Source organism: Microterricola gilva, from assembly GCF_004217495.1.
Lineage (GTDB): Bacteria > Actinomycetota > Actinomycetes > Actinomycetales > Microbacteriaceae > Microterricola > Microterricola gilva.
The window spans coordinates 1,965,828-1,983,074 of sequence record NZ_SHLC01000001.1; the positions used below are offsets into that span (position 1 = coordinate 1,965,828).

General features: G+C 68.9%; 22 protein-coding genes. 3 read left to right on the top strand and 19 right to left on the bottom strand.

Annotated features, from left to right (window positions below; translation table 11 throughout):
- Nucleotides 1-41 precede the first annotated feature (41 nt).
- Genes EV379_RS09170 through EV379_RS09180 form a run of 3 tightly spaced genes read right to left on the bottom strand, consistent with a single transcriptional unit; the run spans nt 42 to nt 2,004 of the window.
- Nucleotides 42-914, bottom strand: a complete 873-nt coding sequence (locus EV379_RS09170) for an OmpA/MotB family protein (protein ID WP_130505871.1) — start codon at nt 912-914, stop codon at nt 42-44.
- Nucleotides 911-1,675: a motility protein A gene (locus tag EV379_RS09175; protein WP_130505872.1), complete on the bottom strand. Its 765-nt coding sequence runs from the start codon at nt 1,673-1,675 to the stop codon at nt 911-913. Before EV379_RS09175 ends, EV379_RS09170 begins: the two co-directional genes overlap by 4 nt.
- Nucleotides 1,675-2,004, bottom strand: coding sequence for a flagellar FlbD family protein (locus EV379_RS09180; protein WP_130505873.1), 330 nt, complete (start codon nt 2,002-2,004; stop codon nt 1,675-1,677). Before EV379_RS09180 ends, EV379_RS09175 begins: the two co-directional genes overlap by 1 nt.
- A 178-nt stretch (nt 2,005-2,182) precedes the next feature.
- Here EV379_RS09180 and EV379_RS09185 point away from each other — a divergent pair, with 178 nt between their 5' ends.
- Together EV379_RS09185 and EV379_RS17220 are read left to right on the top strand one after the other, a co-directional pair.
- Nucleotides 2,183-2,641 (top strand): DUF6325 family protein, encoded by a 459-nt coding sequence (locus EV379_RS09185; protein ID WP_130505874.1) that lies wholly within the window; start codon nt 2,183-2,185, stop codon nt 2,639-2,641.
- A 1-nt stretch (nt 2,642) separates the two neighbouring features.
- Nucleotides 2,643-2,804 carry a hypothetical protein gene (locus tag EV379_RS17220; protein WP_165397338.1) on the top strand — a complete coding sequence of 54 codons (162 nt, stop codon included), beginning with the start codon at nt 2,643-2,645 and terminating at the stop codon, nt 2,802-2,804.
- 57 nt (nt 2,805-2,861) lie between these two features.
- On the opposite strand, the gene EV379_RS09190 is transcribed toward EV379_RS17220, so the two are convergent.
- Complete coding sequence (locus EV379_RS09190) at nt 2,862-3,263, bottom strand: DUF7144 family membrane protein (RefSeq protein ID WP_130505875.1); 402 nt, start codon at nt 3,261-3,263, stop codon at nt 2,862-2,864.
- Nucleotides 3,264-3,479: 216 nt separating this feature from the next.
- Between EV379_RS09190 and EV379_RS09195 the strand changes: the two genes are divergently transcribed.
- Nucleotides 3,480-4,889, top strand: coding sequence for a DUF1254 domain-containing protein (locus tag EV379_RS09195; protein WP_130505876.1), 1,410 nt, complete (start codon nt 3,480-3,482; stop codon nt 4,887-4,889).
- An 88-nt stretch (nt 4,890-4,977) separates the two neighbouring features.
- Here EV379_RS09195 and EV379_RS09200 read toward each other — a convergent pair whose 3' ends face one another.
- From EV379_RS09200 to fliD, 15 genes are all read right to left on the bottom strand, one after another.
- A complete protein-coding gene (locus EV379_RS09200; protein ID WP_130505877.1) occupies nt 4,978-6,147 on the bottom strand; it encodes a flagellar hook protein FlgE in 1,170 nt (389 codons plus the stop codon).
- A gap of 30 nt (nt 6,148-6,177) precedes the next feature.
- Nucleotides 6,178-6,645 carry a flagellar hook assembly protein FlgD gene (locus EV379_RS09205; RefSeq protein ID WP_130505878.1) on the bottom strand — a complete coding sequence of 156 codons (468 nt, stop codon included), beginning with the start codon at nt 6,643-6,645 and terminating at the stop codon, nt 6,178-6,180.
- A gap of 11 nt (nt 6,646-6,656) precedes the next feature.
- Nucleotides 6,657-8,030: a flagellar hook-length control protein FliK gene (locus EV379_RS09210; RefSeq protein WP_130505879.1), complete on the bottom strand. Its 1,374-nt coding sequence runs from the start codon at nt 8,028-8,030 to the stop codon at nt 6,657-6,659.
- Nucleotides 8,031-8,038: 8 nt separating this feature from the next.
- A complete protein-coding gene (locus EV379_RS09215) occupies nt 8,039-8,698 on the bottom strand; it encodes a C40 family peptidase (RefSeq protein ID WP_242616301.1) in 660 nt (219 codons plus the stop codon).
- Nucleotides 8,695-9,141: a flagellar export protein FliJ gene (locus tag EV379_RS09220; RefSeq protein WP_130505880.1), complete on the bottom strand. Its 447-nt coding sequence runs from the start codon at nt 9,139-9,141 to the stop codon at nt 8,695-8,697. The genes EV379_RS09215 and EV379_RS09220 overlap by 4 nt, the downstream gene beginning before the upstream one ends.
- Nucleotides 9,138-10,433, bottom strand: coding sequence for a FliI/YscN family ATPase (locus EV379_RS09225; protein WP_130507378.1), 1,296 nt, complete (start codon nt 10,431-10,433; stop codon nt 9,138-9,140). The genes EV379_RS09220 and EV379_RS09225 overlap by 4 nt, the downstream gene beginning before the upstream one ends.
- Before the next feature lie 74 nt (nt 10,434-10,507).
- On the bottom strand, nt 10,508-11,173 hold the full coding sequence (locus tag EV379_RS09230) for a FliH/SctL family protein (RefSeq protein WP_130505881.1): 666 nt from the start codon (nt 11,171-11,173) through the stop codon (nt 10,508-10,510).
- Nucleotides 11,157-12,179: a flagellar motor switch protein FliG gene (gene fliG, locus EV379_RS09235; protein ID WP_130505882.1), complete on the bottom strand. Its 1,023-nt coding sequence runs from the start codon at nt 12,177-12,179 to the stop codon at nt 11,157-11,159. Before fliG ends, EV379_RS09230 begins: the two co-directional genes overlap by 17 nt.
- Nucleotides 12,176-13,762, bottom strand: a complete 1,587-nt coding sequence (fliF, locus tag EV379_RS09240; RefSeq protein WP_130505883.1) for a flagellar basal-body MS-ring/collar protein FliF — start codon at nt 13,760-13,762, stop codon at nt 12,176-12,178. The genes fliG and fliF overlap by 4 nt, the downstream gene beginning before the upstream one ends.
- A complete protein-coding gene (gene fliE, locus EV379_RS09245; RefSeq protein ID WP_130505884.1) occupies nt 13,762-14,088 on the bottom strand; it encodes a flagellar hook-basal body complex protein FliE in 327 nt (108 codons plus the stop codon). Before fliE ends, fliF begins: the two co-directional genes overlap by 1 nt.
- A complete protein-coding gene (locus tag EV379_RS09250; RefSeq protein WP_130505885.1) occupies nt 14,088-14,477 on the bottom strand; it encodes a flagellar basal body rod protein FlgC in 390 nt (129 codons plus the stop codon). The genes fliE and EV379_RS09250 overlap by 1 nt, the downstream gene beginning before the upstream one ends.
- 14 nt (nt 14,478-14,491) lie before the next feature.
- Nucleotides 14,492-14,833 (bottom strand): flagellar basal body rod protein FlgB, encoded by a 342-nt coding sequence (locus EV379_RS09255; RefSeq protein WP_130505886.1) that lies wholly within the window; start codon nt 14,831-14,833, stop codon nt 14,492-14,494.
- Between the two features lie 148 nt (nt 14,834-14,981).
- Nucleotides 14,982-15,338 (bottom strand): hypothetical protein, encoded by a 357-nt coding sequence (locus EV379_RS09260; protein WP_130505887.1) that lies wholly within the window; start codon nt 15,336-15,338, stop codon nt 14,982-14,984.
- Nucleotides 15,331-15,843 (bottom strand): flagellar export chaperone FliS, encoded by a 513-nt coding sequence (fliS, locus tag EV379_RS09265; protein ID WP_341273530.1) that lies wholly within the window; start codon nt 15,841-15,843, stop codon nt 15,331-15,333. Before fliS ends, EV379_RS09260 begins: the two co-directional genes overlap by 8 nt.
- Nucleotides 15,843-17,216 (bottom strand): flagellar filament capping protein FliD, encoded by a 1,374-nt coding sequence (gene fliD, locus EV379_RS09270; protein ID WP_130505888.1) that lies wholly within the window; start codon nt 17,214-17,216, stop codon nt 15,843-15,845. Before fliD ends, fliS begins: the two co-directional genes overlap by 1 nt.
- Nucleotides 17,217-17,247 lie beyond the last annotated feature (31 nt).

Consider the following 17,247-nt stretch of genomic DNA (forward strand, 5'->3'; position numbering starts at 1 on the left):
AACAGGCGAATCCGGTCGCACGCGGCGCCGTCGGCCTGCTCTCAGTGCGCTGGCGTTGCCGCTTTCGCTGGGGCGGCTGGGGGTTCGGCTGGTTCCTCGGGTTCCGCCGGCGCCTTCCCTCCGTTGGCGAGCACATCCGGGATCAGCTCACGCACGGCCTCCGGCTGGGGTGAGAGCACGGCGATGTCGACGCGGCGGTTGAACGCCATGTCCTCCGGCGTTTCCCCCGTGCGCTGCGGCCTGGTCGAGCCGTAGCCGACGGCCGAGATCTGGCCGCCGGGGAAGCCGGCCGTCTCGACCATGCGTCGGAGGACCTGCGTTGCCCGCCCACCGGAGAGTTCCCAGTCGGTGGGGAACGGGTTGGGCGAGCCGCGGTAGTCGGCATGGCCCTCGACGGAGACGCTGTGTGCGGAGGCAGCGAGGATCGGGCCGATCGTGTCGACGACGGCGAGGGCCTCCCCCTGCAGATCGATGCTGTTGGGCTGGAAGAACGTCTCCCAGCCGATGAGGCCGATGGTCAGCCCCCTCTGGTCGATGACGAAGGTGACGGCGTGAGCCAGGTTCTGGGCCTCGAGCGCCGAGCGCAGCTGATCGCGCAGCTTCACCAGTGTCTCGACCTCGGTCACGGCGAGCTCGACATCGGTGAAGCCGTCTCCCTCCTCGCTGACCTTCTCCGGCGGCACGACGATGCCACTCGCGGTGTCGATCTTGCCCTCCTCCACCGTGCCGAAGCCGGTGGCCAGCGAGTTCTTGAGCGCGGTGAACTTCTCCTGGTCGACGGTCGACATGGCGAAGAGCACGATGAACAGACACATCAGCACGGTGACCATGTCCATGTACGACGCCATCCAGCGTTCGTCGACGTGCTCCTCGGCGTGTTCGGTGCCGCGCGAGCGGCGGCCTGGGCGGCTCATGCCGCTTCCGAGTCCTTCGCACGCGGCACCATCGCCCGCAGGCGCTCCCCGAGCAGGCGTGGCTGGCTGCCGGCGTGGATGGCGAGCACGCCCTCCATGAGCAGCGTCATCCGCTCGTTCTCGAGCTCGGCCAGGCGCTTCAGCCTGGTGCCGATGGGCAGGAAGATGAAGTTGGCGCTGAGCAGGCCCCACAGGGTGGCGACGAAGGCCGTTGCGATCATCGGACCGAGCGTCGCCGGGCTGTCGAGCTTCTCCAGGACGTGGATCAGAGACACGACGGTACCGATGATGCCGATCGTCGGGGCGTAGCCGCCGACGCTCGTGAAGTACCGGGCGGCGTTGCGCGCGCTGCGGTCAGCCGTGTGGATCTCATCTTCGAGCAGGATGCGCAGTTCTTCGCCGTCTGTGCCGTCCGCGACGCTCTGCAGCGCCCTCTTGAGGAACGGGTCGCTCTCGTTCTCTGCCTCCTGTTCGAGGGCGAGCAGGCCTTCGGCTCGCGCCGTCTCGGCGAGCGTGACGAGGCGGGCGATGGTGACCTTGGGCTTGACCGACTTCCCAATGAACGCCTTGGGCAGGGCCTTGAGCGCGGAGATTGTGTCGCTGAGCGTGCCGCCGGCCATGCCGACCGCGAGGCTCGCGCCCAGCACCAGAATCATCGGTGCCGGAATCAGGACCGCCGTGACGGCGGTGCCTTCGAGGGTCATCATGGCGAACAGTGAGCCGAAGGCGATCACCAGGCCGATGAGGATGGCGGGATCCATTACTTGCTCCTCGTCGAATCGCTGTGATCATCCGGCTGCGCGTCAACCGGGTCCGGGGCGAGCTCGAGAGCCCTGGCGACCGGGCGCAGAACGGGCTGCGGGCGGCCGTGGTTCTGATACTCGGACTCGTCCTGCATGGCGGAGGCGAGATTGATCACGCGGGCGCGGTACTCCGTGATGCGGGCGATCACCTCGGCGAGCGACTCGGTCACGATGTACTTGGCGCCGTCCAACATCACCAGGGTGGTGTCTGGGCTCTCGTGGATGCGCTCGATCAGATCGGGATTGATCGCGAACTGGCTGTCGTTGAGTCGGGTCACGACAATCATCGCCTCGCCTCGCTTCCGGTCTCGGTGCTCGACCGATCGGCCGTCACGCTGCACTATCGGCAGCGATGGGCACACGGTAAGTCACGGGCGAATCGGGGCGGGTCGCCCGATCATCCTGATCGGGTGATGCGCCGTCGTGCGACGGGGAGGATCGTGCGTTCCGACGAAAGGACACCGCATGACTGAGTACGAATTCGAGACGCTCGGCCCCGTTGACTACCTCGTGGTCGAGTTCCCGACGGGCGAGGCGAACTTCACCGGCGAGATTGTCGCCGAACTCGTGAAGCTCGTGGATGCCGGCACGATCCGGGTCATCGACATGATGATTCTCACCAAGGACGACGAGGGAACCATCGACGCGATGGAGCTCTCCGATTCCGGGGATCTGGGCGATCTGCTGCGCATCGAGGCCGATCTCGCCGAGCTTCTCGCCGCGGACGACGTCGCCAATCTCGCGGCGGCCATGGATCCAGGCACCGTCGCCGGGGTGCTCGTGTACGAGAACCTGTGGGCTGCGCCATTCGCCGCGGCGACCAGGAGGGCCGGCGGTCAGCTGATCGCCGACGGACGAATCCCCATCCAGTCGATCATCGCCTCCATCGAGGCCGATGCGGCTGCCGAGAAGTCAGGAGAGTGACATGCCACTGAGACCAGCTCGTATCGGACGCGTCGGCGTCATCGGTGCGCCCGTGGCCAAGGCGGCCGTCGTGACCGCAGCGGTTCGACCGGGGCCGGCCCCTGTGGCGAAGGCCGCAGTGGTCGGTGCGGCGATCACGCCGGGGCGCCGCCGCCGCATTTAGGCACAACGCAACGGCCCCCTGTGCACCAGTCCGATGCACAAGGGGCCGTCGCGTGTGTCAGGCGGCCTTGACCTCTCGGCCATGCGCTGTGACCGCGTAGATCACCAGGACATCGATCGCGATGACGATGAACGCCCACCACGGCTGTGCCGGGAGGAGCAGCATCTGGCCGACCGCGCTCAGAGCGGCCAGGATGACGGCGATGATCCGCGCCCAGGTGGCGCCGCCGAACAGAGCGATACCGGTGAGCACGAGCAGCGCGCCGATGATGATGTTCCACCATCCCCAGCCGGTGACGTCGAAGAGGAACAGCGTTCCACTGCTGACCAGGTAATACGTGTTCGAGCCGAGCAGCGCCATGAAGCCCTGCACCGCACTGAAGACACCATTCAGGATCAGGATGATGCCGGCGAAGCCGATCCAGCCGACCCAGCCCGTTGGTTCGTTGACTGTACTCATGTTGTCCCCACCGTTCCCCTTCTAATCCGAGCGACTTTCAGCCGCGAGCCCAGACTCCTCAGCGGCCGCGACGGGCGCATCATGCCGATGGCATGATCTCGGCGACATCACAGGAACGGCTTGCGGCCCCAGCCACGTGGCTGCCAGAGTGAATGCAATCAACGCATTGGTGCGGAAAAACTTGGGGGAAGCATGTCAGAACATACTCGCGCGGGAATGATCAGCGGTCTGGAGGAGGCCGTCGCGTCTCTCAGCACTCCAGACACGGTGTCGTCGCCGTTCGGCGATCTGCGCTTCTTCGACGGGGTGCCACTGCCGGAGACCGCTGAGACGGCGTATGACGCGCTCGACCTGATGCGCGCGATCGAGGTGTTCCTGAACACGGTGCCGGGTGCATCACTCGTGGCCTTTCGCAACGGCATCCGTTCTGTCGGCGTGACGTCGCCTCGCGTGATCGGCATCACAGAACCACGGGCGAATTCGGGCGCCCTCTTTCTCACGCCAAACACGGAAACGACGTACGGCACGACGATGTTGGACCTGAAGGCGTGGGGGCCGACCGTCATCGAGGTACCGGAACAGTCGCTCTGCGTTGTCGATGACTTCTGGTTCCGCTACGTCGCGGACATGGGCATCGCCGGCCCCGACCGCGGAGAGGGCGGCAAGTACTTGTTCCTTCCGCCGGGGTACGACGGCGACATTCCTGACGGCTACTTCGTCTACCGCACGCCGACCTTCACGAACTTCGTCGTGCTCCGCGCTCTCGGTGGAGTGCCCGCCATGAAGCGGGCCCGCGTCTACCCGCTCGCCGAGGCGGCTGATCCGGCCCCCAACGAGTTCATCAATCTCGCCGAGATGACGTTCAATTCGATCCACGCCAACGACTACACCTTCTACGAAGAGGTCGCCCAGCTCGTGCGTGAGGAACCGGTCGAGGCACTCGACGCTGAACGTGCCGGACAGCTCGCCGCCATCGGCATCACGCACGACGCCCCGTTCGCGCCGGACGCCAGGCTCACGGCGATCCTCGAGAAGGCCGCGCCGATCGCCGCCGGCCTCGCAAGGGTTGTCACCTACCAGCCGCGCGACCCGGATGCCGTGCTCTACGGCTCGTGGCGCAATGGCTTCGTCGGTGGCAGCTACGAGTTCCTGCGCAACGGCGCCCGACTGCTGGACGCCCGCACCCAGTTCCACTACTTCGCCACGGTGATCACGCCGGCGATGGCCCACGCCCAGGTCGGCGCCGGATCCGCCTACGCCTACACGGTGCACGACGCGAACGGCGACATCCTCGACGGCGGTCGCTCGTATCGGCTCCGGATCGACCCGGATCAGCCGGCGAAGAGCTTCTGGGCGGTCGACATCTACGACACCCAGACGCGCTCGCTGTTGGTCGTTCCGTCGACGCCGTATCCGGCCCTGGCGAGCAATACCGGCACGCTGGAGGCGAATGCGGATGGCTCCTACGACCTCTTCTTCGGCCCGACAGCGCCGGCCGGCAAGGAGTCCAACTGGATCGAGACGTTGCCGGGCAAGTCGTGGTTCCCGCTGTTCCGCGCGTATGGGCCGCTCGAGCCGTGGTTCGATCAGAGCTGGCGCCTGAACGAGTTCGAGCCGACGGACTAGGGGCGCGCGAGCGGGGAGGCATTAAGCAGGGCGGGAGGCCAGAATCAGTCATTCTGGCCTCCCGCCGGCATGGTGGCCTCCCCCGGCGCTAGCGCTTGAGGTTGGTGAGCTCCTGCAGCACCTCGTCGGAGGTGGTGATGATGCGGGCGTTCGCTTGGAAGCCGCGCTGGGCGACGATCAGGTTCGTGAACTCCTGCGAGAGGTCGACGTTCGACATCTCGAGCTGGCCGCCGGCGAGCACGCCGAGGCCGTCGCCTCCCGGAACGCCGTACGTCGCGGCGCCCGAGTTGACTGTGGCACGGTAGCCGGAGGAACCGGTCTTCTCGAGGCCGCCGGGGTTGGCGAAGGTGGCCAGGGCTACACGGGCGATCGGCTGCTTCTGCCCGTTGCTGAACAGGCCGACGAGCGTGCCGTCCTTGGAGAGCGTGAAGGACTCGAGGGTTCCGGCCTGGCGACCGTTCTGGCCCTCGATCGCGACGGTGCTGAGCGTGGCGAAGCCCGAGACGCCGGAGAGGTCGACGGTGATGCCGCCGATGGCGGGAAGCGTTCCGCCTGTCTGCACGCCGTTCGTGAAGGTGAGCGTCGCCGTCTGCGTCGTTGCGCCGTCGGTGCCGGAGACGCCCCAGTTGTTGCCGGCCTTTGTGAAGGTGAGGGTCAGCGTGCCCGGCTTGCCGTCTGCACCGTAGACGGGGACGTCGCGCACGAGAACCGTGCCGTCTGCGGCATCCGATGGCAGGTTGCCGCCGACGGTGGCCGCGGTCGTTGCGGATGCCGGCGACACACCCTTGAGCGGGAGTTGGATGTTGCCGATGCCGCCGCCGGTCGGGATCTGACCATTGACGGCGTTCCACCCCTGCACGAGGGAGCCGTCGGGCGCGGTGAGCCGGCCGTCTGCATCGAGGTCGAAAGCGCCGGCACGGGTGTAGCGCGTCTCGCCGCCGATGCTCGTGACGAAGAAACCGTCACCGGCGATCATCATGTCGGTGGCACGCCCGGTCGCCTGGGCCGAGCCCTGCGTGAAGTTGGTGGAGATGCCGGCGACCTGCACGCCGAGGCCGATCTGTGCCGGGTTGGTTCCACCGGTCTGCGCCTGCGGGCCGCCGGCGCCCTGGGTGAGCTGCGAGAGCGTGTCCTGGAACTGCACGGCGGAGCCCTTGAACGCGGTCGTGTTGACGTTGGCGATGTTGTTGCCCGTGACGTCGAGCATGGTCTGGTGCGAACGGAGTCCAGAGATTCCGGAGTAGAGCGAGCGGAGCATTGGTGAGCCTTTCGGTGGAGGGGTCGGCGATCAGACGGCGGCGGCTGCGCCGGGGGTTTCTGGCTTGGGAACTTCGGGTTTGGGCGGGGCGGTGACGCTGGCGATCACATCGAGCGGGATGTTCTTGCCCCCGATCGAGATGGTGGGAACCGCTCCGACGTACGACACGGAGTCGGCGATGCCGGTGACGGTCTCCCCCGCCGCGTTCACGTAGGAGACCTGTTGGCCGACGAGCGATGCCGCAGCCACCCGCATCTGCAGCGAGAAGCCCTCGCCGCTCGTGACGGCGAGTTCGTTCATCTTCTCCATCATCGCCAGCTGCGTGGTCTGCTGGATCATCTGCGAGGTGTCCATCGGCGAGCTCGGATCCTGGTTCTGCAGCTGGGTGATCAGCAGCGACATGAAGACGTCGCCGTCCATGTCCTGCTTGGGCTTCCGAACGGGGGCGGTGGCGTAGATGCCGCCGGTGTTCGCGGTGGTGACGGGGTCAATCGGCACGGGGTCCTCTTCTATGCGATCAGGTCGATGTGCGGGTGGGCGGATGCCGAGCCGAGCGACGTCGGCACTGCCGATTCGGCAGGTTGGACGCTGTCCGTGCCCGGCCGGGTGCCGGGCTGGGCGGCTGCGGCGTGCTCCCCCGGGCGCGCTTCGCGCCCGCTCTGGCCGCTCCGCTCGCCCAGCGCCGCGTTCTGGCCATTCTGGTTCTGGCCGGACGGGTTCTGGCCGGTCTGGCTCTGGCCGCCCTGGTTCTGGCCGCCCTGGCCCTGCCTGCCCGGGGCGTCATCGGCCGAGAGTCCGAGGGTCGCGTGGATCCCCGTTGCGGCGAGGTCGCGGCGCAGCTCGCTGAGCACGCCGCGCACGGCGTCACGGGCGTGATCGGTCGGAGCGAACAGCTCGACCCGCAGCTGGTCCCCCGTCACAACCGCCTGCACCGTGACTGGTCCGAGCCGGTCGGGGGCGACGGTGACGGTGATGCTGTGGCTGCCGTCTCCGGCGTGGGCCAGTGTGAGCAGGGGCCGGCCGAGCTGCGTAGCGAGCGGCGGGTGCTGCGACGTGGCAGCCGGCCTGCCCGCGCCCTCAGCCGCGGCGACGGGGGGTGCGCCCGCGATGGCACTCTGAGCGCCCTGGGGGGCGACGGCGCTCGGCAGCGCGCTCTGGCGGACGTCGGCCTGGACAGGCTCGTCCACCGCCGTCGCAGCCGCCACCGGGACAGCGCCAGGAGCTGCGCCCAACCGGGATGCGGTTGCGGCCGCCGGCACGGCGGCTTCGGGTCGTGCCTGTGCGGCTGGGGCCGGCTGCGCCGCAGCGAACGGGGCGTACCCGAGCGGTGCAGCCACGGGCTGCGCGCCCTCTGCCACCGTGGCTGCGCCGTGCGTCGAGGCGGGCATTGGGGCGGTCGCCGGCGCCTGAAGCACGGTTCCGGCGTCGCGGCCGCGAGTGGCGGGGGCCGCGGTGGCGACGGCCGACGCCGTGACTGCCGTGGCCGGTCCAGCGGCGGCCGCGGCATCCAGGCTCTCTGATGTGATCGCCGGCCCCGCTGCGTCGCTGGCCGCAGCCGCGGGGTTGCCCACCGCGCTCGTGGTCCACGCGAGCCCCGCGAACGCACCCCACCCCGGTGTGACGGGTGTCGGCCGCATCGTGTCAACGGGCGACGGCGCTGCCGCCAGGGCGTCGCCGCCGAGCTGAGGCTCCGCGCCACTGTCGTCGATGCCGGAACCGGATGCCGGAACATCCAACTCGGCCGGCGCGGTCCCGGGGGCCTCCGCCGGTGCGGCCTCGGATCCGGCCGCGGCCAGCGCCGCGCCGAAGCCGGCGCCACGATCGGTGGATGCCGGGCCGGACGACGCCGTCGCGGGGCGTGCCGGCGCGGTCAGAATCGCCATCGGGAGGCTCACTGCGCACCCCCGAACAGCGCGGAGCGGCCGATCGCGAGCATGGCCTCGTTCAGGGCCGCCTGGTCGGCAGCAGGAATGGCGGTCGCGCCTGCGGTTCCCGTTGTCGCCGTCGGGACGATACGGCGGATCGTCACGATGTCGGACTCGTCGAACCAGCGCTCGACGTGGCTCACCGTCCGGCCTTCGTATGGTGCGTGGATCACCTTGTTGTCCCCCGCGTAGATCACGATGTGCTCGGCGTTGTCCGTGACGATCAGGTCGCCCGGCTGAGCCTCGGCGAGGGAGGCCACCTCCGTGCCGGCCGTCATCTGGCCGGACACGAGCCGCGGCACCTCGATGCCGAGATCGGCATAGACGCGCTGCACCAGCCCGGAGCAGTCCATTCCGCTGGCGTCCTCACCACCGAACACGTAGGGAACGCCGATGTACTTCATCGCCGCGTCCGTGACGGCCTGCCCGGTGACCCCGCCTGTCCGCGTCGAGCCGGCTTCCGCGGCACCGATGGCCGAGCCGAGCAGCTTCGAGAAGTCGGTCGCCGAGCTGCCCGATCCGGCATCGGTCTGGGCGACGGTGCGGGATGACGCAGCGCCGCTGAGCTGATCGATGGCCTCCTGGATGCTCTGCACCCGGCCGATCATCTCGACCATGGCGGTCATCGGCCGCGCTCCTCTGCCAAGTGGGAGACCCCACGCTGCCAGGCGGTTCCGGCCAGCTCGTCGAGCACGATCTGCTCGGCCTGAAGCTCGAGCTGCGCCTCCGTCTCCGCGTGACGGAACGCCAGCTTCTCGAGGCTGAGCGTGTTCTTCCGCGCGGCGGAGTACTCCTGCTGTGCCTCCTCCGCGCGGCGGCGACGTTCGGCCGTGACCGCAGCGAGCTCGGCGACCATGCTCCTGGATGAGGCCCGTGCGGCCGCGACGCCCTGCAGCGCACCCAGGGATCCGGGGGTCGCCGTCGACTCGCTGAGCACGCTGCGGGCCGCGGCTTCGCGTGCCGCGCTCTCGCGCGTTCCTGCGTTGGCGGCGGCGAGGCCGCCCGCTGCCTGGTCCTCTTCCAGCCGGCGCAGACGAAGCAGCCCACCCAGTGCGAAGTTCCGTGTCATTCTCGTGCTCCCAACAGTCTGCTCAGCCGAGCAAGCTCGGCCCAGGCGTCATCCGCGGTTGATTGATCGGTCATGCGTTGCTGCAGAAAGGCGTTGATCTCGCCCTCGTGGTCGACGGCGGCATCGACGAGGGGGTTCGTGCCACGCCGGTAGGCCCCGACGTCGAGCAGATCCTGTGCCGAACGCCGGGCGGAGAGGGCACGGCGCAGCACGGCGGCTTGTTCGCTGCGCTCCGGCGGCGTGACCTTGCTCGCGACGCGCGAGATGGAGCTGAGCGCGTCGATCGATGGGAAGTGCCCGACGACGGCGAGCTTGCGGTCGAGCACGACATGGCCGTCGAGGATGGAGCGCGCCGAGTCGGCGATCGGCTCATTGTGGTCGTCGCCATCGACGAGCACCGTGTACATGCCGGTCACCGAGCCCCGTTCGGCCGTTCCGGCGCGTTCGAGCAGCTGGGCGAGCACGGAGAAGGTCGATGGCGGGTAGCCGCGTGTTGCGGGCGGCTCCCCCACCGAGAGCCCGATCTCGCGCTGCGCCATCGCGACGCGGGTCAGGGAGTCCATCATGAGCATCACGTCATTGCCGCGCTCCCGGAACGATTCCGCGATACGGGTGGCGACGAACGCGGCGCGCAAGCGCATCAGCGCCGGCTCGTCCGAGGTCGAGACGACCACGATGGAGCGGGCCAGGCCCTCCGCTCCCAAGTCGTCTTCAAGGAACTCGCGCACCTCCCGGCCGCGCTCGCCGATCAGGGCGATGACGCTGATCTGGGCGTCGGTGCCGCGGGCGATCATGCTGAGCAGCGAGGACTTGCCGACGCCGGAGCCCGCGAAGAGTCCCATGCGTTGGCCCTTGCCGACCGTGGTGAGAGTGTCGAGTGCGCGCACGCCGAGCTGCAGCGGGGTGTCGATTCTGGCTCGGTGCATGGCGGACGGCGCCTCGTTCTGCAGCGACACGTAGCCGTCGGCATCCAGGGGACCCTTGCCGTCGATGGGTCGGCCGAGGCCGTCGAGCACGCGGCCGAAGAGCCCCGTTCCGGTCGGGACGCGTACCGGTTCGTTGCGCGAGCGCACCGGCGTTCCCACGCTGATGCCTGCCATGCGGCCGAGGGGCATGCAGCGGATGCCGCCGCGCGTCGACGCGACGACCTCGGCCTCGATCGGCGCAACGCCGTCGGCGTCCTGTCCGAAGTCGTCATGCCCGAAGTCGTTATGCCCGAGGCGCACGAGATCGCCGATGGCGCAGTCGAGTCCGACGACTTCTACGCCGAGGCCGACGATGGATGAGACCATGCCGGTGCGCTCGGGGCGGGCGGCGATGGCCGCATCGCGCAGCCGATCGACGCGGCTCGCGGCCGCCGCGGGGGTCACTGGCCCTGCCCATCGATACCGTGGCCACCGAGTGCCCTGCGTGCGCGCAGCACGGCGGTGCCGATGCGTGCGTCGACGAGGCCGTCCGGGAGTTGGGCGACGGCGTCACCCCTGCCGAGCCCCGGGTCGGATTGCACGCTGAGCGCCTGCGGGAGCTGCCCGGCTGCGCGGAGCATCTCCGCGTCATCCGGGTGCATGCGCAGGATCACCCCTGGAAGCTCGGCGTCGGAGCCGAGCGTGCCAAGCACGCGGCGGAGCGCGGCGGAGGCACCGGCGCTTGCGTCACTGAGCTCGGAGCCGATGACGGCCTCCGCGAGCTCGAGTGCGGCGGCGAGCACCGCGTCATCGCTCTGTTCGAGCACCGGAATGACGGTGCGTTGCACGGCGGCCGCGGCCACAGCCAGCGTCGCGCATTCGGCGTCGACCGTCGCGGCCGCCAGCCTGGCCTGTTCCGCGTGCTCCGCCTCGAGGTTGGCGAGTCGCTCGGCGGCGACCACACTCGCCTCACGCAGCCCGGCGGCGTAGCCGGCCGCGTGGCCTCTGACCATTGCCTGTTCGATGGCCCGTTGCAGGCTCTCCTGATCGCGCACCCCGCTGGTTCCAGCACCGTCGACGCTCGGAAAGGCGAGCGTCTCGAAGATGGCGTCAGTCGACGAAGGCATCTTCGTCTCCACGCGAAACGGTGATGTGGCCGTCGGCCTCCAGATTGCGGATGGCACGCACCACCTCGGCACGGGCCTCCTCCACCTGCGAGAGTCGCAGCGGGCCCGTCGAGCCGATCTCGTCGTCCAGGAGCTCGCGGTTGCGCTCGGACATGTTGCCGCGGATCATCTCGGCGACGGGTTCTGTCGCACCCTTCATCGCGACGGCGAGAACCCGCACATCGATGCCGCGCAGCACCTGCTGCACATCGCGACGTTCGAGGCGCACGATGTCGGCGAAGGTGAGCATGCGCGAGCGCACCTCGTCGGCCAGCACCGGGTCGCGCAGGTCGAGGCCTTCGAGCACCGCACGCTCCGTGGCGAGATCGGCCCTGTTGATGATCTCGACGAGCGGTTGGACGCCACCGACGACCTCGAAGCTGTCTCTGCTGGTCACGACGGCGCCCGCGCGCAGCTTGAGGGTGTCTGCGAGGATCCGAACGGCCTCCGGCGTCGCGCTGCCCATCGTGGCGATGCAGTGGGCGACGTCGGTTCGCACGGTCTCGTCGAAGCCGGCGAGCACGGCGGAGGCCTGCTCCGGCCGCAGGTGCGCGAGCACGAGCGCGGCGGTCTGCGGCAGTTCGGCGGCGAGCAGGCTCTGCAGCTGCCCGGGCTCCGCGGCATCCAGGAACTCGAATGCACGCCCCGCCATCGACGACGCGACGCGGCTCATCACCCCGGCCGCCTTCTCGGCGCCGAATGAGGCTTCGAGCAGGCCGACGGCGAAGTCCTTGCCACCCCTGGTCTGGCGGGTGCCCTTGGTGGCCATCGCGTGGAACTCGGCGAGTGTCTCCTCGGCGACCGTGGCGTCGACGCGGCGCAGGCGCACGATCTCGGCGGTGACCTCCTCCGCCTCGTGCTCGTCGAACTGTTTCATGACCTCCGCTGCACGCAACGGGTCCATGTTCATGAGCACGACGGCGGCCTTCTGCGTTCCGCTCAGTGCTGTGGCCTTGACCCCGTTCATACCGGCTGCCTGTCATCCATGAGCGCCCGGAGGTACTCGGCGGTCTTCTGCGGGTCGCGCGCTGCGAGCATCTCGATCTCCGAACGCGTGCGGTCGGAATCGGGCGCGACCGGGAGTACCTCGGTCTCGAGCTGCAGGGGCACGGTCGGCGCCGGCAGCACGAGCGGCTCCTGCGCGGCGGCCAGCGCGGCGCGGGCGGCGAGGAGTTCCTCCTCGTCGACGGCCTCACGGCTGGCGCGGCGCGAACGGCTGATCATGACGGTGATGAACACGAGGGCGATCAGCACGGCCAGGGCGATGATGCCCATCCGCACGATCTCCGTGAGCTGTTCGGAGGCCGCAGCCGCCTTGGCGTCGGCCAGGGCCGTCTCGGCCGCCGTGGCGCCGCTGCTGTCGAAGCTCATGTATTCGACGGTGACGGTGTCGCCGCGGTCGACGTCGATGCCGGCGGCCGCCGACACGAGTGCACGCAGATTGGCCATGTTCACGGTGCCCGGGATGTCGTCGTTGACGGCGACCGAGACCGACTGCCTGTCGAGGGTTCCGGCCGGGATCGAGCGCGTCTCCGTCACCTTGTCGACGGCGTTGTTGCTGGTCACCGACTCCGAGTTGAACGTGCCGTTGCCGTTGGCACCGCCGGGGACGGCAATGTTGTCCGGTCCGAGCACGCCTGCCCCTGTTCCCCCGGTCCCTGTGTAGCTCTCTGTCTCTCGTGACTCGTTCAACGGCGTGACGGTCTCCGGGGCGACGAATGTCTCTGCTACGCGTTCGGCCGACTCGCTGCTGACATCGGCCGCGACGACGACGGTCGCGTTGCCGACGCCGACGACGGTGTCGAGCATCGCCTGCACGGCGGTGCGCACCCGGGTCTCGTAGTCGTTGGCCTGCTTGCCTGCCCCGCCCGTCGGGCTGCCGCCGACGGCGGAGAGCACGGTCCCCGACGAGTCGATGACGGCGACATCCGTTGCCGTCATGCCCTCGATCGACGCCGAGGTGAGGTGGACGATCGCCTGGACCTGCTCGGCGTCGAGCGACTCGCCCCGCTCTGTCTCGATGAACACCGACGCGGTCGGCGCGGCCTTCTCCGCGGCGAAGACGGTCTCCTGCGGGATGGCGAGACGAACGGATGCCGTCTTCACCCCGCTGAGAGCCGAGATCGTCGCGGCGAGCTCACCCTCGAGCGCACGCTTGTACGTGACGGACTGCTGGAACTCGGAGGTGGTGACACCCATGTCGTCGAGCAGCGAATAGCCGCCGCTGCTCGAGCTGGGCAGCCCGTCGGCCGCCGCCTTGAGACGCTCGTTGTACACATCGGCCTGCGGGACCATGATGGTGCCGCCGCCGTCGCTGAGCTCGTAGGGAATGCCGTCGGCCTGGAGCTGCTCGACGATCGAGTTCGCGTCCGCGGCCTGCAAGCCGGTGAAGAGGGGTGCGTACGACGGCCGGCTGAGCCAGATGCCGAGCCCGGCGACGCCGAGCACGAGCACGGCGACGGCGAGCAGCGCGAGGGTGCGCTGCGCGACGGTGAACTCGCGGACTCCCGCCGTGAAGCGCTGGAAGAAGGAGGTGACCTGCCGGGGCATCAGGCTTGCATCCTCATGATCTCGTTGAACGCGTCGACGCCCTTGTTGCGGATGGCGGCGACGAGCTCGACCGTGACCTGGGCCTTCGTCGACGCGATCGTCGCGGCGTGGATGTCGGTGAGGTCACCCGTGACAGCGCGCAGCGCGAGCTCGTTCGACGTCGACTGCAGCTGCTGCATGTTCTCGACCGCGCCGCTGAGCGCGGTGGCGAAACCGGTCCCCCCGGTTGCCGCAGGCGCCGCCGCACCGTCGATGTAGCCGCTCTGGCGAACGCCCTGCACCGCGCCGGCGCCGGCCGAGATGGCGTCGATTGCTCCGATAGGCATCAGCCACGTCCGATCTGGAGCGCGGCCTGGTAGCTTTCCTTGGCCCGGTCGACGACGGCGGCGTTGGCCTGGTAGCCGCGCTGCGCCATGATCAGGCTGCTCATCTGGGCTCCGAGGTCGATGTTCGGGTAGCGCACGTAACCGTTCGCGTCTGCGAGGGGGTGTTCCGGTTCGTAGACCATCCGGCCCTCGGCGTCGCCCTGCTCCGTGCCCGCGACGAACACGCCTCCGTCTTCGCCGGCCTGGGCGAGGACGAAGCGCTCCTGGAACGCGGCTCCGTCGGTCGAGGTCGCGGTGTTGATGTTCGCGATGTTGTCCGAGATCGCGTCGAGCCACTTGCGGTGGACGGTCATCGCCGATCCGGCGATTCCGATTGCGTCAAAAGTCATGAGTCATTCCCTCGTCAATTGCTTCTCATAGCGCTGCGAACGCTCGTGAACTGGCCCTCGATGGCGCGGGAGGCGAACTGGAAGCGCAGCACCGTGTCGATGTTGGAGAGCGTCTCGGTGTCGAGGTTGACGTTGTTGCCGTTCAGGCGTGTCGGTTCGAGCGAACGCTCGACCGTGGCATCCGCGTGCCCGTCGCCGCCGGCGATCGATGCGGCAAGCGCACCCTCGAACGCGACCCTCTTGGCGTGGTAGCCGGGGGTGTTGACGTTGGCGATGTTGTCGGCGATGGAGCGCTGGCGCATGGCCAGGCCATCCAGAGCACTGGAGAGTGCTGAGAGGCTCACGGAATCGAACACATTCGTCCTTACGACGGCGATGCGGCTGACAGGTGGCCGATCCGTGGCCGAAGAAGGTGAGCGATCCGTGCTCACTTCCCACTCTCGGCCGATTCCTGCGATCCGTTAGTGCGTGCGCGCAGCGATCTTGCGCGCCCTGCAGACCGCTCTAGCCGGAGACGTCGAGGTAGACGGATGCCGCAGCCGACCGCGGTCGCGGGACGACGCGCAGCGCCTCGAGGTGCCTGCCGACCTGCGTGCGTTCGTTGCGCAGCTCGTCCTCACGTTGGAGCTGGCGTTCGTGCAGTGCGTTCGCGCGCTCGCGCAGCGACTCGGGCAGGGCGGGCAGCTGTGCGGGTGCGTGCCACATGCCGCTTCCGGCATAGACATCGCCGGTCGCGTCGTCGGACGGGTCCTCGACGGCGAGAGCGTTCTCCAGTTCGGTGAGCACGACCAGCCACAGCCGTTCGGCGTCGCTGGCCTGGCGCGGTGGCATGTCGGCGGGGTTGTTCTCCGGCCTAGGCAATGCCCAACGCTCCCGTGCCCTGTGCCGCCTGCTGTGCCGGCAGGATTGCCGCGGCATCGTGCCAGGCGGCGCGGAGCGGCTCGAGCAGGGCGATGGCCTCCCGCGTGCGTGCGACGTCGCGGTGGATGTTCGCGAGCACGAGGGCGTTGGTGACGTAGGTGTAGAGGGCGAGGAGACCGTCCGCGCCGTCCCACACGTCGAGCCGGAGCGATCCGCTGAGCTCGGTGAGGATCGCCTGCGCGTGCTGAAGCTGATCGCTCGCGGCCGGCCAGTTCTCGGCGAGCTGCGCCTGCTCCGCGCGACCGAGGTCGAGCAGCAGGCGGTCGTAGAGCATGGTGAGCAGGCGCACAGGCGTCGCGGAGAGCACCGCGTCGCGGTTGAGTTGGGCGGCACGGTCGGCCGCGGCCGGCACGGCGGGGCGCTGGGGCGCGAAGGCGATGGGCGCCGCGGCCGGCTGCGCGTCTGCGCTCGGCGCGGTGTCCGTGGTGATGCCGATGAGTTTCACTAGGAGTTCCCTGCGTTCAGGCCCGCCAGCTGTGAACCGATCCACGAAGACTGCGAGTTCAGTTTGCTCAACTGCACCTCGAGTGATGCGTAGGTGCGCTTCAGCGTCTCTTCGCGCGAGGCGAGCCGGCGATCCCAGTTGGCGATCTGCTCGGTGATGTCCTTCGACAGCGAGGTCTGCCCGGTGATCTTGGTCGTGATCACGCCGTCGTATTTGTCGGAGGCGAGTCGCGCCGCCTCTTCGAGCCTGGTCGTGATGGTGGTGAGGGCCTTCTGCGTCGCCCCCGGGTCTGCGGCGAGCGACTTGGCGAACTTCTCCGCGTCGAACTCCATCCGACCGCCCTTGGTGATGCTGATGCCGAATTCGGATGGCGAACGGCCGTCGATCGGGGCGGATGCCGCATCGAGCAGTCGCTGCTCGACATCGCGGACGGTGCTGTCGGAGCTGAACACGCCACCGGCGACGACGGGCTTGCCGTCTGCGCCTGTCGTCGTCGAGAGCGCGCGCTTGGAGTCGATGAACTCGAAGACCTCGTTGAGTTTGGCGAGCAGCGTCTCGGCGACCTTGCCGATGGCCGCGTCGTCACGGGACACCGTGATGGTGATCGGCGTCGCGCTCGTCGCGCTGACCGTGACGGAGACGCCAGGCACGAGATCGGCGAAGGTGTTGCTGCCTGAGGTGATCTTCTGCTCGGCCGGCGTGCCCTTCCACAGGGTCACTTCGGCGTCCGTCGCGGTGCGAATCGTGGTGGCCGCAAGCTGCGGTGCGGTGCCACCGGTGACCTCGGCCGCACTGCCCTCGTACATCGTGAAGGCTCCGGCCGTGCCGGTCTCCGTGGCCGTGAGTTGCAGGCGATAGAGGGTGTCGCCTGTGCCGGGGTCCACACCGGCAGCGACGCGGGTCGCCTGCACGCCGGCATCCGCGGCGTTGATGGCCCGCACGACGTCGCTGATGGAGCTCGAGTCTGCGGTGACCTCGGTCAGCGTGCCGTCGGCGGCCTTGATCGTGAGAACGGGCGGGTCGTTCGGCCACGCCGTCACGGGCGCCGTGACCAACTGCTGGGCCTGGGCGAGCGTGTCGACGATGATGTCGAGTTGGGTGGCTCCCGCGCCCTTGCCGACGGCAACGGTGGCGGACTTGTCGGAGCTGCTGGCGCTGAACAGGGCGAGCGCGTCTGGCTTCATGCCGTTCTTGCCGAGCTCGGCCAGAGCCGCCACGGAGGAGTTGAGGGTCTGCAGGGTCTTCAGGTAGTTCTGCGTCGAGGTGTACTTGCCCTGCAGAATGTTCTGCGGGATCGCCTCGACCGCCATCAGCGACGCGATCAGCTTCGCGGTATCGAGGCCACTGACCAGGCCGTCGAGCGAGATTCCCATGATTACTGCCCTGTGTTTCGATCGTCTGTGC

What these genes read in the sequence shown, in the direction of transcription:
- EV379_RS09170 (WP_130505871.1), bottom strand. Translation starts at nt 914, where the DNA reads ATGAGCCGCCCAGGCCGCCGCTCGCGCGGCACCGAACACGCCGAGGAG.
- EV379_RS09175 (WP_130505872.1), bottom strand. Translation starts at nt 1,675, where the DNA reads ATGGATCCCGCCATCCTCATCGGCCTGGTGATCGCCTTCGGCTCACTG.
- EV379_RS09180 (WP_130505873.1), bottom strand. Translation starts at nt 2,004, where the DNA reads ATGATTGTCGTGACCCGACTCAACGACAGCCAGTTCGCGATCAATCCC.
- EV379_RS09185 (WP_130505874.1), top strand. Translation starts at nt 2,183, where the DNA reads ATGACTGAGTACGAATTCGAGACGCTCGGCCCCGTTGACTACCTCGTG.
- EV379_RS17220 (WP_165397338.1), top strand. Translation starts at nt 2,643, where the DNA reads ATGCCACTGAGACCAGCTCGTATCGGACGCGTCGGCGTCATCGGTGCG.
- EV379_RS09190 (WP_130505875.1), bottom strand. Translation starts at nt 3,263, where the DNA reads ATGAGTACAGTCAACGAACCAACGGGCTGGGTCGGCTGGATCGGCTTC.
- EV379_RS09195 (WP_130505876.1), top strand. Translation starts at nt 3,480, where the DNA reads ATGATCAGCGGTCTGGAGGAGGCCGTCGCGTCTCTCAGCACTCCAGAC.
- EV379_RS09200 (WP_130505877.1), bottom strand. Translation starts at nt 6,147, where the DNA reads ATGCTCCGCTCGCTCTACTCCGGAATCTCTGGACTCCGTTCGCACCAG.
- EV379_RS09210 (WP_130505879.1), bottom strand. Translation starts at nt 8,030, where the DNA reads ATGGCGATTCTGACCGCGCCGGCACGCCCCGCGACGGCGTCGTCCGGC.
- EV379_RS09215 (WP_242616301.1), bottom strand. Translation starts at nt 8,698, where the DNA reads ATGACCGCCATGGTCGAGATGATCGGCCGGGTGCAGAGCATCCAGGAG.
- EV379_RS09220 (WP_130505880.1), bottom strand. Translation starts at nt 9,141, where the DNA reads ATGACACGGAACTTCGCACTGGGTGGGCTGCTTCGTCTGCGCCGGCTG.
- EV379_RS09225 (WP_130507378.1), bottom strand. Translation starts at nt 10,433, where the DNA reads ATGGTCTCATCCATCGTCGGCCTCGGCGTAGAAGTCGTCGGACTCGAC.
- EV379_RS09230 (WP_130505881.1), bottom strand. Translation starts at nt 11,173, where the DNA reads ATGCCTTCGTCGACTGACGCCATCTTCGAGACGCTCGCCTTTCCGAGC.
- fliG (WP_130505882.1), bottom strand. Translation starts at nt 12,179, where the DNA reads ATGAACGGGGTCAAGGCCACAGCACTGAGCGGAACGCAGAAGGCCGCC.
- fliF (WP_130505883.1), bottom strand. Translation starts at nt 13,762, where the DNA reads ATGCCCCGGCAGGTCACCTCCTTCTTCCAGCGCTTCACGGCGGGAGTC.
- fliE (WP_130505884.1), bottom strand. Translation starts at nt 14,088, where the DNA reads ATGCCTATCGGAGCAATCGACGCCATCTCGGCCGGCGCCGGCGCGGTG.
- EV379_RS09250 (WP_130505885.1), bottom strand. Translation starts at nt 14,477, where the DNA reads ATGACTTTTGACGCAATCGGAATCGCCGGATCGGCGATGACCGTCCAC.
- fliD (WP_130505888.1), bottom strand. Translation starts at nt 17,216, where the DNA reads ATGGGAATCTCGCTCGACGGCCTGGTCAGTGGCCTCGATACCGCGAAG.